The organism is Aggregatibacter sp. oral taxon 458 str. W10330 (assembly GCF_000466335.1).
In the GTDB taxonomy this organism is placed as follows: domain Bacteria; phylum Pseudomonadota; class Gammaproteobacteria; order Enterobacterales; family Pasteurellaceae; genus Aggregatibacter.
Genome location: NZ_KE952603.1, coordinates 34,950 through 49,365, shown reverse-complemented (window position 1 = coordinate 49,365; position 14,416 = coordinate 34,950). Strand labels below are relative to the sequence as shown.

The window sequence follows — 14,416 nt, the reverse complement described above, 5'->3', positions numbered from 1 at the left end:
GAAGATAAAATGTATTCAGCGTTGTTAATCCTTTATTTGGTTGTTTCCATTGCCCTTATCGCTTTTATCCTGTTACAACAAGGTAAAGGTGCGGATGCCGGTGCATCTTTTGGTGGTGGCGCATCCGGTACCGTGTTCGGTGCAGCCGGTGCAGGTAACTTCCTTTCTAGAACAACGGCAGTTTTAGCAACGATTTTCTTTATTATTAGTATTGTTATTGGTAACATCAACTCACACAAAAATAATGTGAAGCAAGGTGCATTTGATGATTTATCCGGCACAGCTGAACAAATTCAGCAACAACAGAAAAAAGCACCGGCTGTGTTAGATACAAAAAATAGCGATATTCCTCAATAATAAAACTTATCAAATTAAGCTCTGGTGGTGGAATTGGTAGACACGCTATCTTGAGGGGGTAGTGACCGTAGGTCGTGCGAGTTCAAGTCTCGCCCAGAGCACCAACTTAGAAAGACCGCAATTTTGCGGTCTTTTTTATTAACTTCGATCCGTAACGATTTCGTACGTAGCGTGTATCTTGATGCGCGACCAGACCATGCACGGAAAGTTATTTACCCCTTTCAGACATTCACAATTTAGTACGTAGCGTGCATCTTGATGCACGACCAAACCGCCCACGGAACGTTATTTAACTCTTTCGGATATTCACGATTTCATGTGTAGCGTGCATCTTGATGCACGACCAGACCATGCACAGAACGTTATTTACCCCTTTCAGACATTCACGATTTCGTACGTAGCGTGCATCTTGATGCACGACCAAACCTAAAATAAAAATATGAAAATAGACATTTCCGGACGGAAGAATTTTTTGCCAACACAGTGAGTTATATTGTTACGCATAGAGAATAGATAAAAAAATCTGCGCATTAAGACGAGTGAATTAATGCGCAGATTTATTTTATTTCTTAAATGGGGACGTTACTTCACCAATCCGCCACTGGCTTGCAAGTCGGCATGGTAGGAAGATCGGACGAACGGGCCACAAGCCGCATGTTCAAAGCCCATGGCTTGTGCTTTTTCGCGGAACATATCAAATTCTGCTGGAGGCACATAACGGGCAACCGGTAAATGGTGTCGGCTTGGTTGTAAATATTGACCGATCGTGAGCATGGTCACGCCATGATCACGTAAATCCTGCATAACTTCTAAAATTTCTTCGTTGGTTTCGCCTAAACCCACCATTAATCCAGACTTGGTTGGAATATGTGGGAACATGGCTTTAAATTCTTTCAGTAGGCGCAACGACCATTGATAATCCGCACCCGGACGAATTTCACGATATAAACGTGGTACATTTTCCAAATTGTGGTTAAACACATCCGGCGGATTGTCTTTTAATTTTTCCAATGCCAATTCAATGCGCCCACGGAAATCCGGCACCAAAATCTCAATTTTAATGTTCGGATTTAAAGCACGAATCTCGCGTACGCAATCGGCAAAGTGACCGGCACCGCGATCAGGTAAGTCGTCACGGTCAACGGAAGTGATCACCACATAACGCAATTTCATATCTTGAATGGTTTCCGCTAATTGACGCGGCTCATCGGGAACCGGTGCAAGCGGTTTGCCGTGTGCGACGTCACAGAACGGACAACGGCGGGTACAAATCGCCCCAAGAATCATAAAGGTTGCTGTACCGTGATTAAAACATTCATGCAGGTTCGGGCAAGAGGCCTCTTCACAGACAGAATGCAATCCGTGGCGGCGCATACCGGATTTAATACTTTGAATTCGCGCGCCATTGGCGGGAATTTTGATTTTCATCCATTCCGGTTTTTTCAGTAATTCCTGATTAGGATCGATATTTTTTACCGGAATAATAGAGGTTTTGGCGGCATCACGATATTTAACGCCGCGCTCCATCTTAAAAGGTGTTCCCATTGAAATTCCTTATATTGCGAGTAAATGGCAAGGGTAACGAGATTAAACGGTAATTCACTAAGACTGTTAATGATTTGTTACATTATACCCTAACAGCGTGGAAAAATGCTTAACTAATTGGAGGGAAACTTGGTGGCAATCCGCCCGCTCACTGCCAATGAAATCCGCCAGTTGACACATTTCTAGTCCTGCATAGCCACAAGGATTAATTTGATGGAAAGGCGTTAAATCCATATTGATATTAAACGCTAAGCCGTGAAAAGAACAACCATGGCGAATGCGCAAACCGAGAGAACAAATTTTCTTACCATCAATATACACACCGGGTGCATCTGGTTTCGGATAGCCTTCAATGCCATAATCTGCCAATGTTTTCACCACCGATTGTTCAAGTGCGGTCACTAATTGACGCACATTTAAATTCTCATGGCGCTTAATATCAATCAGCACATACATAATTTGTTGCCCTAAGCCATGATAAGTGATTTGTCCTCCACGATCTGATTGTACCACCGGAATTTCCGTACGTTGCAATAAATGCTCCGGTTTGCCGGCTTGACCTTGAGTAAAGACTGAGGGATGTTGCACTAACCAAATTTCGTCAGGCGTATCTGCCGTGCGATTATCGGTAAACGTCTGCATGTTATGCCATACATGTTGATAATCTTGGATACCGAGATTTCTTACAATTAAAGTAGGTTGCATAATTTTTCCTTTGCGTGAGGAATGAAGGTAAATAAAAATCCGATTTATTCATTTTGAAACGTGCTTTATGCCTCTCTTTGACGGTGTTGGCAAGCTGACAAGTAAAAATATCATTCTTTTTCTTCTCGTCGGATGACTTGGCTGATGATGTTTCCATCGGTTAATCGGGTTTTTATGTGTTCGCCGACATTCACGTCTTTTAGCGAACGAATCGTTAAATTTTGTTGATTTTGTGTAATAGAGTAGCCGCGTGCCAACACTTTTAACGGACTTAAACTATCCAGCTTGCCACACAAATGTGCTAACTGTTTTTGCTGAAGACTGAGTGTTAAATTCATGTGAGAATTTAACCGCACTTTTAGCTGCGCAAGTTGCTGTTCGTATTGTTGTAGGCGTAATGGAAGCGGATTTTTATATAATCGTATCGAAAGTGCGGTCAAATTTTCCGCCTTTTTTTGCCAACGATGATGTAAGCTTTGTTGTAATCGATGGCTTAACTGCGTGATGAGCTGTTGTTGAATACGCAGTTGCGTCTGAGGATGTTGATTATGTAATCGCAAAGACAGATGTTTTAGCTTTTGTTGCTTTTCTGCAAAGAGGCGATCTAGGGCAATTTCAAGACGCTGCCGGCGATATTGAAGTTGTTGTAATAATTCCGTTTGATTTCGACTGACCAATTCTGCGGCGGCAGAAGGCGTTGGTGCGCGGACATCAGCGACAAAATCCGCAATAGTGACATCGGTTTCATGCCCTACCGCACTAATCACCGGAAGATGAGAATGAAAAATGGCACGCGCCACAATTTCTTCGTTAAAACACCATAAATCTTCTAAGGAACCGCCACCACGGCCGACAATTAGGACATCCACTTCTTGCCGTCGATTCGCCAGTTCAATCATTTGTGCAATGTCAGTGGCGGCATCTTTGCCTTGAACGGCGGTCGGATAAATGATGATTTTTAAGCTGGGATCGCGGCGTTGCAAAATGTGTAATATATCCTGCAATGCCGCGCCGGTTTTTGACGTGATAATCCCTACCGCCTTGCTAAAGTGCGGTAGGTTTTTTTTGAGATGTTGGGCAAATAACCCTTCTGCCGCTAACTTCAGTTTTAATGCTTCAAATTGCTGCATTAATAACCCTTCACCGGCTAAATGCATGCTTTCAATAATGAGTTGATAATCGCCACGAGGCTCATACAAACTCACATTAGCACGCACCAACACTTGCATTCCATTGGTCGGACGAAAGCTTACACGCAGATTTTTCATGCGGAACATCGCGCAACGCACCTGAGCGTTTTCGTCTTTCAAACTTAAATACCAGTGACCGGAAACCGGTTGGCTAAAGTTAGAAATTTCACCGGTAAGCCAAACGGTACCCAGCTGATTTTCCAACATCAATCGCACAGATTGATTGAGTTGGCTGACAGAATAAATGTTATCGGCCATAAGTGATTATTCGTATAACAACGCCCAGCCGTCATCCAACCAGTTGCAGATGCTGTCAAATAATACGTCAAGCGACACAGCATTATCGGCGTCGGTTAATTGACACAAGAAAGCATAATCAACGGCTTTACCATCGGCGAGATGTTTTAAAATTGCCGCTTCGGCAGGGCTTAATTCATCTAACCATTCGCCATTGGCATAAAGACGAAGAGGGCTTGTGGTATAAACTAACTTACAGTTATTGTCTTGCAGCAATTTTCCGCCTTGCTCAAAGGTTTCTCGAACATCATCAAGATCGGCAATGTCTTCCGTGGCAAGCAATTCATAACGTCTGCGGCTGACGGTGGTCGCCAAGGCGTGTTGGAATAAGTGATCGAATTGTGTTGACTGTGCAAGTTGTTGCAAGAATTGCTGTTTTAATTCTTTTACGGAATCAGCGGTTAATTCGCCGGTGTTTTGCACAGGTGGCGCAAGTCGGAACGGAATGGCTAATTCGCTGACATCCAAATCTGTATGGCAAAGGCTTTGTTCAAGGTTGTCAAATAAATCGGCACTATTCGGATAGCGTAAACCAAAAGAAACGGTTAAGCAGTCATCTTGTGCAACGCCATAATGAGATAAGCGAGAAGGCACATAAAGCACATCACCCGGTGCTAAAACTTCATCAAAAATGATATCGCCCATATCATCGAAAATACGGATCGGTTGATCGGCTTTGAATTCGGTAGTTGGGTCACACCATTTACCTAACTGCCAGCGTCGGTGACCATAGGCCTGAACGAGGAAAACATCATATTCGTCATAGTGTTTTCCAACAGAACCGCCTTGTGGCGCGAAAGACACCATAATATCATCACGTTGCCATTGTGGAATAAAGCTAAATTTATTCCAAAGACCACCTAAAGTTGGCGACCATTGTTCTAAATTTTGCACTAAAACAGACCATTTCTCAGGCAAATTTTCAAAATCTTGTGCGGATAATGGGGCTTTATGCAGTTCCCAGTGATCTTCAGCGTGTTGTTTTACTAAACGCGCAACAACTTCATCTGTTTGGGCAAGTTCCAAAATATCATCGGGCAGAAGTTGACCGATAATTTCCGGTAGTCCGTTACGAATTAAGAGCGGTTTTTTTTGCCAGTAATCACGTAAAAAGATTTCTGGCGTAATATCGAATGGAAGGCAGTTCTTGTTCATTTTGAATCCCTTATTAAGCTGTGAAATAACAGGTTTGATTCACTGGCTCATCGGCTAATCATCGGCGAATCGTTGACAAGCGTGGATAAGCAAGAATTGAATCAAGGTTGCGGTCAAATCGTTTGCCCGAATAATTATGGGTTGGGCTTGCGACTTGAACCTTATAGGATGGCACCCAAATAACTCGCTTAAAATTGGGGGAGATTTGCGATCTTTCCCAATCAGGATGATTTATTTTTCTTTCCTTGTTCTTCAGCGCGTTTACGCCGAATTTCTTTCGGATCGGCAAGGAGTGGGCGATAAATCTCAATACGATCGCCTTCTTTGAGCAAATCCGTCAATTTCACGGGGCGACTAAAAATACCCACCTTATTGTTGCGTAAATCAATGTCGGTGAATTGTGTTAGGATTCCCGATTGCAAAATTGCTGTTTGAACCATTGTGCCGTCATCTACCGTAAAGGCTTTTAAATAATAATGATTTGGCAGGGCATAAGCAATTTGAATTTTAATTTTGTGATTCATGAATCCGTTTATCCGTGGTGAATACGGCGTGATCAATTCCTGTTTACATCACAAGAAAGGATCAATGCCGTACAACATTGTGTGATAAAATGCCTAGGCTATAGGTTAAAAGCCTGGTTAAAAAGGCGGGCACATTATACTGGAAAATAGGCAGAAACTTTAGAGGAAAAACATGAATTGGGTAGGGTTTGCGATCGGTTCCGCATTTTTTGCCGGTTTAACGGCAATTTTAGGCAAGTTAGGCGTAGAAGGGTTAAACAGTAATCTTGCAACATTTATCCGCACTATCGTCATTTTATTTGTTGTGATAGCGATTATTACAATGCGAAATGAATGGCAACTGCCGCAGCATATTGCCGCCAAACCGGTCGTTTTTTTGGTTCTGTCCGGTGTGGCAACAGGGCTTTCATGGTTATGTTACTACCGCGCCTTACAATTAGCACCTGCTTCTTGGGTGGCGCCGATTGATAAGCTCAGTGTGGTGATTGCGATTATTCTTGGAGTGGTTGTTTTAGGCGAACCTATCAGTATGAAATTAATTCTAGGCGCAGGGTTAATTTTATCGGGAGTCCTTGTTTTAGCCCTATAATATTGCCATAGGCTGCGTTTTGCGCAACCTACCCATTACGAATGTTGAATATCATGCGGTTTCTTTTCCGGCTTCTTTTCTGGTTTCTCGGGATCTTCATCAAACTTCACCACAGGCACACAGCCACGGCAAGTGCCTTGATCGATACCGGCTTCTTTACAGAAATCAGAATAGGCTTCCCATGCGCGTTTCACCCAACTTTTTTTGCCTTCTTCGCTCATTTTTGTCTCCTTCGTTTTTTATTTTTTTTAAATTGTTAAGGGATTGTTATCATAAAAGGACAGCATTTTTTTGCAACCATTTCTTCACTTCCAAACGACAATTTTCTAACCATATTTTCTTATTCGGTCTTTTTTCCGGCTGTTTGCAATAATCTGCCAACAAGGGGAAAGGCGCTTCACCTGCCGATGTGATTAAACGCCGAATGGACGGCAAGGCAGAAGATAACGGCAGGAAAAAATTGGCAAAATCGGTTAACGATTGCCAATCTGAGCTATCCAGCGTCCAAGCTATTTCTGTTCGAGTAAACTGTGTCGCCAGCGGATGGAAAGAAAGGGGCAAATTACGTTGAAATTGTTTTTCTGCCCGTTGCACGAATACCCGCCCTTCCTCACTCAAAGGACACAACGCCACCACCGAATAACAGCCGCTGCTGGCTTCTTTGCTTTCGCTAAAATGTACCAGAATAAAACCGCACTTTTGCCAGAATGCCAACAGTTCTGGTGTGTAACCAAAACTGACGGAAAGAAAATCCACCACATTCTGTTGTTTTATCTGTTGTTTCATCTGGGCAATTAAACGTTGCCCAAGCCCCTGTTGTTGCCAGTTGGGTTGCACGGCGATACGGGAAATGCGCAGAGAGCGCAATTCACACGCCTCTTCCAACCCGGCTTGGAAACACAGCATTTGCGCCACTAAATTGCCACGCGGGCGACGCTCGCCACGTCGAATTTGGCGAATTAACGTTTTATCCGCCAACCCGCCTTCCGGCACCGCCCATACGCAACCAAGCAAGGCATCCTGCGCGTGAGCAAGGTAAAATTGCTGCTGTGGCGCATCCAATAAACGGCGTAAATCCAAAGGTGAAGTTCGATAATGCGCCAAGGTCAGCAAGCCGTAAACAGATTCAATTTGATCACGAGGAATCCGTTCACAATGAGAAATTTGGATCTGCTCAGTAAGCGCCCCATCATAAGGCGGCTGTGGCAGACGATCTTCGCAATCGCACAGCAACAGGTCGTCAATAAACGCTTCCAGTTTGTCATCTGCCTGCCAACGTAACGGCGTAAACAGTTCAAAATGACGCAAAGTGCGGTCGGTTTTCGCCATGAATTTTAATAAGAAGCCTCTGCCCGTACCTTCATAGCTGTGAATGGTGGTCGTCAACACAACCCGTTTAAAGGCCTTAGTTAGACGAAATAAGATGTCTAGCGGAATCATCGCCGCTTCGTCCACAAACAACCAATGGTTGGCAAATTGTTGTGGCGCGTCGCTGAGGTTTTGGCTAAGTTCATCAGGCGACATAAAGGTGATGTCCACCCCGGCAAATTCATTAAAAATATTGACCGCACTTTTATTCGGCGCAGTGAGAATCACTGGTTGGTTTTGTGCCAGTTGCTGTTTGGCAAAGAGTCCCGCCAACGCCGATTTTCCACGCCCACGTTTTGCCGTGACGATCAAAATCGCGTCCTCGGCCTCTGCCATTTGTTGCAATAAACGGGCTTGTTCTAAGGTTGGCTGACAATGGATTGAACGGTCTTTTTGAGGCATCGGCGAGGCAAGCGTTAAGGGCGTACTTTGATAAACAGGAAAACCGTATTTCGCGATTTTTTCCTGTAAAAAGGCGATAAAGTGCGGTGTGTTTATGGCGTATTTTTCGCCCGACCAACGCAGACTGTCGCAGTCCGGCCGGTTGGCCAAATCTGCCCAATGATTCAACAACAATAACAGCTGACCACCGTCCTGCAACGTACCTGCCGCAATGGCGAGGGCATCCAAGTGAATGCCTTGTCTTGCATCATAAATGATGGCAGGAAATTCACTGCCGAGCAGATTTTTCGTTTTGCTAAAAGGAAAAGAGGATTGGGTGGCAAAGTGCGGCGAAACATCGCCAATCCAGACCGCACTTTTAAGTGAAAGGTTGTGATTTAATTGGTGGGCAAGGAAGTCATCCTCGCCCACTAAAATGAGGAGTTCTCGGCTCATTTCTCGCTCAAATACGGATCTGCAAAGCCCAGCCCTGTCATGATTTGGGTTTCTAGGCTTTCCATTTCTTCCGCTTCGTCATCTTCAATGTGATCATAACCAAGCAAATGCAAGCTGCCGTGCACCACCATGTGCGCCCAATGCGCCATGACGGGTTTGTCTTGTTCCTGCGCTTCACGCTCTACCACTTGGCGGCAAATCACCAAATCGCCGAGTAACGGCAGCTCCACTTCATCAGGGCATTCAAAAGGGAAAGACAACACATTGGTCGGGCGATCTTTGCCGCGATAATTCAAATTCAAGGCATGGCTTTCCGCTTCATCCACAATGCGCACGGTCATTTCCACTTCATCACTCTGCGGTTGCACCGCGGCTGTTGCCCATTGTTCGATTTGTTCTGCGGTTGGCAAGCCGCTTTCTTGTTCGCAAGCCATTTGTAAATCAATGATCATCTTACCCATTCTACTCTCCTAAATTCATTGTGATTTCTGACCGCTCTTTTCTTTCTGCATTTTGGCGCAATATGGATTGTTCAGCTTGATTCAAGCGCAGCGTGCCACCTAAAGCTGCGCCAATATAGCATGAATGCGAACAAAACTCAGTGAGTTTTTATGTTTAAGTTGCTGATTTTTTATGCACAAAAACATCATTTTTTATCTATAAACGTAATGAAATATTAGAATTGTAAATTTTATGTAAAAAATGGCAAATGTTATGTTTTGATGTGTGTTAAATTTCATTTAACCATTTGATTTTGTTATGCATTTTAGTGATTTTACGGTTTAACGATAACGTTTGCATTTTATTTTTGAGTCACTATAATAGGCCTCGTTCAGTTAATTAGGTAGGCTGGTTAAGTGAACTGGAATTGATTAATAATTCAAACAGACTTGTTCATTTTAAATCTAAAATCTCACATTAGGAGTATTAAAAATGTTAAACGCATTAACTACTAAAGCATTCGTTAAAGTTACCGAAGCAATCCGTTCTTTCAAAGAAAACCAAAATGGTGTAACTGCAATCGAATATGGTTTAATCGCAGTAGCTGTAGCAGCAATGATCGTGGTTGTATTTTACAACCAAGGTGGTTTCATTGATGGATTAAAATCTAAATTTGCTGAATTGACAACTAAAATTACAGGTACTTCTGTTAACTAATTAACTTAAGTTAATATTTGTATCTAATAGGCCTCCTAAATAGAGGCCTTTTTATTAACTTGACTTAGTGATGGGATATTTTAACGTGAACCTTTTTTTTCTAAAATTAAAAAATACATTTCGCGAATTTAAGTCCTCAGAAACAGGGGTAACTTCGACTGAGTATGGTCTTATTGCGGTTGCCGTCGCTGCGATGATAGTAACAGTTTTTTATACTTTTCCAAATGTAGTTTCTACAATAAGAAATGAGTTAATACTTGTAGCAACAATAGTAAAGAGTATTGTATTACAGTAGCTTTGAGTATCTCTCAGAGTTTTGAGATAAATATCCATAAGTGTTTTAGAGTCATATAATAATGAATTATTTTATTGATAGTTTACACATTGTTCTACTTTTTCTTCTTCTCAGATTATGTTATACAGATGTTTATAATCGTATTATTAGTAATCGTGTTGTTATGGCGTTGCTTTTTGTTGTTGTTCCTCTCAGTTTATTAAGATACCAATCCATCTTTTTCATTCCTGCACTTTGCACTCTTTTTATTGGTTTTGTCCTTTTTATATTGCATATTATTGGTGCTGGTGATATAAAACTCATATCTGTACTGATGCTTATGATTCCTTATGAGCAGATAATTTTCTTCTTCTTCTTTACAGCCATTGCCGGATTACTTCTTATTATTATCGGCTGGCTTTTTTACCGTAAATCAATAAAAGCGCGTGGATTGCCTTATGGGGTGGCGATTAGTCTGGGATTTCTAACGAATTTGGCATTATCGAGCGTGCCTAGTGCTTGATAATGCTTTTTATTAAAACAAAAAGGGTAAAAAAATGAACTATAGAACTCTCTTAATTATTTCATTGCTCATACTGTTTGTGGGTATAGCAGGTATTATGTTTTTGCCTAGTGGCGATGAAACACCGGCTCAGCAAGTTGCAGAGCAAGTAGAGCCAGAAAAGAAAGTTGAAGAAAAGCTAATTTTAGTTGCTCAGTTGAAAAGCGATGTGAACAAAGGTCGCTTGTTACAAGCAGATGATTATGCACTCAACGAAATGACAGTTACTGTTGATAGCCCATTAGTCAGTAATGATGTGCGTGATTTAGCGATTAATAATAGTCTGCAAGGATTTTTAGTTGCTGAGAACTTGGTTTCCGGCTCTTTCCTATCGCCGAAGACCCTTCTTTCACCAAATGATCCCGGTTTTTATACGGCAACTTTAAATCCGAATCAGGAAGTGGCCTATCGCGTTTATATTCGACCTGAAGATGCTTATATTCTTACCACGGTAAGTGGTGGGGATTATGTGTCTGTATTTAACCAGCAGATTGCAAGTGATTCTCGAAATTCAAACGAACGAAAAAATCTTATTAAGGTGGCTCCAAGAGTTTTAGTGTTACAGTCAAAAACATTCCCATTACCAAAAGACGATGAAGGAAATGTGAGAAATCCAGATGATGGTTTTTCTTCCAATCAGGAGTATGTTGGATTTATTGCGCTAAAAGTTACAGGTGCACAAGCAAAGAATTTTTATTCTCTAGACAAAGACTCTAAACTCGTCGTCTTACCTGCTGAGAATACGTCTCAGTATATTGATTCCCGTGGCACATTCATCAGAAAATTAAGAGGTCTATAAAATGCCGACTTTGAATTCTATTTTTAGAAAAAAACACATCATTTCAGGGTTGATCTTTTGTGCTTTTGCTTCTTTTCAAGTTTCTGCGCAAACGTTTCCTATGGAAAAAGGTGCAACGCATCTTGTTCAAACTAAAGAAAAAATAGACACCATTTTTGTTTCTTCTCCTAATGTGGCAGATTATGAAATTTTAGACGATAACACCTTTATTATTTATGCCAAAGATGAAGGACGCGCTGAAGTGACGTCTTTTGGTGAAGATGGTCGTCCTTTGACATCAGACACTGTGAATGTGGATTCGGTTGTAAGTAGTATCACTGATACAAATAACCAACTTAAGGCCCGTTTCCCGAACTCTAATCTTTCTGTTAAGAAGGTTGGTAAGGCCTATGTGATTGAAGGTAAAGCAAAAACACAGGAAGAAAGTGATGAGGTTCACCGCATTGTTGGTGAGGCGATGGGAGGAAAAAGAAAAGTCACCGAGACTACGTTAGGTAATGAAACGTTCCCATTTTTAGATAAATACAGCTATGACAATGTGGTTGATAATTCTAATGTTGGTGATGCAACACAAATTAATGTGAAACTCACGGTTGTTGAAGTAAATAAAAAAATATCTGAAGCATTGGGGATCAATTGGAGCCATGCTCAAGGACGTGGGCCTCTAAGTGGTAACGGAAGTGCGGTTTTTGGCGGAAGTTTCGGTTTTGGCGGTGGATATAATGGCGCGCAAGGCGGATTGACTATTACTGCACCAGGGCTTGCGGCTTTCATTAACGCCTTAGATGACCAATCAAACGGTAAAATTTTGGCTGAGCCAAATATTTCTATGCTTTCAGGTGAGACTGCGGATATTTTGATTGGTGGTGAAGTGCCATTTGTACAGCGTGATAATAACGGCAATGCAACAGTCATATACAAAGAATTTGGCGTTAAATTATTAGTGGCGGCTAAGGTACAGAAAAATAATCGAATTCGGTTGGTCCTCAATCAAAGCGTAAGCGCTATTGCCGGCAATTACAATTTTGGTAACGATGGTAGTATTCCTTACTTCAATACGAGAAGGTCAAAATCTTTGTTTGAGGTAGCTGATGGAGAAAGTTTCATCATTGGAGGACTGTTTAGCGCTACAGACATTGAGGGGATTAATAAAATACCTGTATTAGGTGATATTCCAATTCTGGGTTCGTTCTTCCGCAGTGCAACAACAAGTCGAGATAAGAAAGAATTGATTATTGTGGCGACAGTGAATTCAGTAAGACCGGTTGATGGAAAAGATGTCGTATATCCGACATTCGAACAAACCGGCACAATGGAGCGCTATTTCCATACAACGCCATTAAAAGATGGCTACCATAATACGTTAACAACCAATTTCTTAAAGAATAGTGGGTTTATCCAATGAGTAAGTTAGCTTTTAATACATTTTTAGCATTGATTGGTGTTTCTGTATCGCTACATACTTTTGCATCAAGCGAATTAGTTCAAGATGCTTCCGTTGCACAAGCAACGCAAAATAGTGAGTTTAATCGGGTTGAGTTGATTAATCGATATCCTTTAGCAACGATTACCGAGCGTGATTATACGATTCTCTTAGATACCATTATTCGTGATATTGGTAGTAATAAAAAGAAGAAGGTAAAAATTATTTGGCACACTTCCCCTGCTAAAACGAAAGCGGAAGCACTACATACTGATTTAGTTAAAGCCGGTATTTCTAAGAATGCTATTCAGATTGTGGGTGGAAAGTATAAAAATACAACTTATCCTCTTTATGTTGAAGTGAGCCAGTATGCTGCGAAGAAAGCAACTTGTCGCGCTCGCTATGGAGAGTCTGTATTTTGGAATCCGAATGAAACGTCTTGTGCATTAAAAAGCAATGAACGTATTCAATTAAAGTATTAAAGTAGGTATTTATATGTTATTACTGGATCAAGAAACAGTTTCGTTTGATAACGCAAGAATTATTGCTGTCGTTTCTCAGCGTGAAAATATTTTAAGTGAAGTTGCTCAAGTACTACGTACAAGAGGCTTGGAAAATATTGAAATTGTTAAACGGGATGTTTTTGTTTCTTCTGAAGGCTTGTCTTTTTCTGCAGAAAATTATGTAGGTGTTATTATTGATACTGGGAATGAATCAAATAATAAAACAATTATTAATCACGTTTTTAGTATTGTTCCCCAAAATGTTTGGTGTTGTGTTATTGGTGATAGTGATTCTATTTCGCTGTCTCAAAAATTATTAGGAGAAGGTGTCTTATACTTTAACTCTCACACGCAATTAATCCAGATGGCTGATAAAATTGTCTCTGGCGTCAATATTCCGAGAGTAAGAGATACTGTAAAAATTGCTATTTTAGGTTGTAAAGGCGGAATCGGTACAAGCTTAGTTAGTGCGCATATTGCAAGTGAAATCGCACGAAATAAAGCGGTTCCAACCTTGTTAGCTCAAGGGCTAAATGGATCTCACGATCTTGACCTTTTATTTGATAAACGTTTGTCTAATAGTATTACTGAGGGTGTCCCTCATCTTGATTTATTTGATGGTAATCTAGAGCAACTCTCTAAAGCGGTGTTAGATAAATATAACTTTATTATTTACGATCAGGCACTTTATAACGTGCATAAGGATGATTTTTCTCATTTTTTAAATGAGTACAGCAATGTTGTATTAGTTGTAGAACGAAAAATTAGTTCTTTGAGAGTAGCCAAACAGTTTTTAGATGAGTGCGAGCGTATCCGTAGTTCACAAGGAAAACCTATTAGAACATTTGTCTGTATATCAGATAGCCGCCTTGAAACCTCTAAGTTAATGGCGAAAAGTGATATTCAAGTGTTATTAGGAACGCAAATTGATGGTGTAATACCGTTTATTAAAAATACCAATACAAAAACAGTATTAAATATTAATCTTGGTAAAGAGGGGAAAAAAGAAATGAACTCTTTAGCCATGAAAATTATAGGTGCCGTTTCACGTAATAGTAAATTAGGTGAGAAAGAAAAGAAAAGTCTATTTTCTCAAATCCTTGAAAAACTCATTAACAAGTAGAATAGTC

At 41.1% G+C, this 14,416-nt stretch carries 17 protein-coding genes and 1 tRNA gene; 10 read left to right on the top strand and 8 right to left on the bottom strand.

Features of this window, described 5'->3' with window-relative positions:
• Positions 1 to 9: 9 nt before the first annotated feature.
• Both secG and HMPREF9065_RS06810 read left to right on the top strand, forming a co-directional pair.
• Entirely contained in the window at positions 10 to 357 is a 348-nt protein-coding gene (gene secG, locus HMPREF9065_RS06805; protein ID WP_021615660.1) for a preprotein translocase subunit SecG, read from the top strand.
• A gap of 18 nt (positions 358 to 375) precedes the next feature.
• A tRNA-Leu gene (locus HMPREF9065_RS06810) sits at positions 376 to 461 on the top strand.
• A 478-nt stretch (positions 462 to 939) separates the two neighbouring features.
• Here the strand turns inward: HMPREF9065_RS06810 and lipA are convergent.
• From lipA to HMPREF9065_RS06835, 5 genes are all read right to left on the bottom strand, one after another.
• Positions 940 to 1,902 (bottom strand): lipoyl synthase, encoded by a 963-nt coding sequence (gene lipA, locus HMPREF9065_RS06815; protein WP_021615658.1) that lies wholly within the window; start codon positions 1,900 to 1,902, stop codon positions 940 to 942.
• Positions 1,903 to 1,968: 66 nt separating this feature from the next.
• Positions 1,969 to 2,607 (bottom strand): lipoyl(octanoyl) transferase LipB, encoded by a 639-nt coding sequence (lipB, locus tag HMPREF9065_RS06820; RefSeq protein ID WP_021615657.1) that lies wholly within the window; start codon positions 2,605 to 2,607, stop codon positions 1,969 to 1,971.
• Positions 2,608 to 2,717: 110 nt separating this feature from the next.
• Positions 2,718 to 4,055 (bottom strand): exodeoxyribonuclease VII large subunit, encoded by a 1,338-nt coding sequence (gene xseA / locus HMPREF9065_RS06825; RefSeq protein WP_021615656.1) that lies wholly within the window; start codon positions 4,053 to 4,055, stop codon positions 2,718 to 2,720.
• 6 nt (positions 4,056 to 4,061) lie between these two features.
• Positions 4,062 to 5,249, bottom strand: coding sequence for a ribosomal protein uL16 3-hydroxylase (locus HMPREF9065_RS06830; protein ID WP_021615655.1), 1,188 nt, complete (start codon positions 5,247 to 5,249; stop codon positions 4,062 to 4,064).
• Between the two features lie 221 nt (positions 5,250 to 5,470).
• Positions 5,471 to 5,773, bottom strand: a complete 303-nt coding sequence (locus HMPREF9065_RS06835) for an RnfH family protein (protein ID WP_021615654.1) — start codon at positions 5,771 to 5,773, stop codon at positions 5,471 to 5,473.
• Positions 5,774 to 5,945: 172 nt separating this feature from the next.
• On the opposite strand from HMPREF9065_RS06835, the gene HMPREF9065_RS06840 reads away from it, so the two are divergent.
• Positions 5,946 to 6,362 carry an EamA family transporter gene (locus HMPREF9065_RS06840; protein WP_021615653.1) on the top strand — a complete coding sequence of 139 codons (417 nt, stop codon included), beginning with the start codon at positions 5,946 to 5,948 and terminating at the stop codon, positions 6,360 to 6,362.
• A 35-nt stretch (positions 6,363 to 6,397) separates the two neighbouring features.
• Here HMPREF9065_RS06840 and HMPREF9065_RS06845 read toward each other — a convergent pair whose 3' ends face one another.
• From HMPREF9065_RS06845 to ybeY, 3 genes are read right to left on the bottom strand one after another with little or no spacing between them, the layout of a single operon-like run.
• Complete coding sequence (locus HMPREF9065_RS06845; protein ID WP_021615652.1) at positions 6,398 to 6,583, bottom strand: DUF5363 domain-containing protein; 186 nt, start codon at positions 6,581 to 6,583, stop codon at positions 6,398 to 6,400.
• Positions 6,584 to 6,632: 49 nt separating this feature from the next.
• A complete protein-coding gene (locus HMPREF9065_RS06850; RefSeq protein ID WP_021615651.1) occupies positions 6,633 to 8,567 on the bottom strand; it encodes a tRNA(Met) cytidine acetyltransferase TmcA in 1,935 nt (644 codons plus the stop codon).
• Positions 8,564 to 9,028 carry an rRNA maturation RNase YbeY gene (ybeY, locus tag HMPREF9065_RS06855; RefSeq protein ID WP_021615650.1) on the bottom strand — a complete coding sequence of 155 codons (465 nt, stop codon included), beginning with the start codon at positions 9,026 to 9,028 and terminating at the stop codon, positions 8,564 to 8,566. Before ybeY ends, HMPREF9065_RS06850 begins: the two co-directional genes overlap by 4 nt.
• 472 nt (positions 9,029 to 9,500) lie before the next feature.
• Between ybeY and HMPREF9065_RS06860 the strand changes: the two genes are divergently transcribed.
• From HMPREF9065_RS06860 to HMPREF9065_RS06885, 7 genes are all read left to right on the top strand, one after another.
• Positions 9,501 to 9,725 carry a Flp family type IVb pilin gene (locus HMPREF9065_RS06860; protein ID WP_021615649.1) on the top strand — a complete coding sequence of 75 codons (225 nt, stop codon included), beginning with the start codon at positions 9,501 to 9,503 and terminating at the stop codon, positions 9,723 to 9,725.
• A 70-nt stretch (positions 9,726 to 9,795) separates the two neighbouring features.
• Complete coding sequence (locus HMPREF9065_RS09890) at positions 9,796 to 10,020, top strand: Flp family type IVb pilin (protein WP_021615648.1); 225 nt, start codon at positions 9,796 to 9,798, stop codon at positions 10,018 to 10,020.
• A gap of 61 nt (positions 10,021 to 10,081) precedes the next feature.
• The gene (locus HMPREF9065_RS06865; protein WP_021615647.1) at positions 10,082 to 10,522 is read left to right on the top strand and encodes an A24 family peptidase; all 441 of its coding nucleotides are present in this window, start codon (positions 10,082 to 10,084) and stop codon (positions 10,520 to 10,522) included.
• 34 nt (positions 10,523 to 10,556) lie between these two features.
• Positions 10,557 to 11,360 carry a hypothetical protein gene (locus HMPREF9065_RS06870; protein ID WP_021615646.1) on the top strand — a complete coding sequence of 268 codons (804 nt, stop codon included), beginning with the start codon at positions 10,557 to 10,559 and terminating at the stop codon, positions 11,358 to 11,360.
• A gap of 1 nt (position 11,361) precedes the next feature.
• Positions 11,362 to 12,765 carry a type II and III secretion system protein family protein gene (locus HMPREF9065_RS06875; protein ID WP_021615645.1) on the top strand — a complete coding sequence of 468 codons (1,404 nt, stop codon included), beginning with the start codon at positions 11,362 to 11,364 and terminating at the stop codon, positions 12,763 to 12,765.
• Positions 12,762 to 13,265 carry a hypothetical protein gene (locus HMPREF9065_RS06880; RefSeq protein ID WP_021615644.1) on the top strand — a complete coding sequence of 168 codons (504 nt, stop codon included), beginning with the start codon at positions 12,762 to 12,764 and terminating at the stop codon, positions 13,263 to 13,265. The genes HMPREF9065_RS06875 and HMPREF9065_RS06880 overlap by 4 nt, the downstream gene beginning before the upstream one ends.
• Positions 13,266 to 13,278: 13 nt before the next feature.
• A complete protein-coding gene (locus HMPREF9065_RS06885) occupies positions 13,279 to 14,409 on the top strand; it encodes a hypothetical protein (protein ID WP_021615643.1) in 1,131 nt (376 codons plus the stop codon).
• The last annotated feature ends 7 nt before the right edge of the window (positions 14,410 to 14,416 follow it).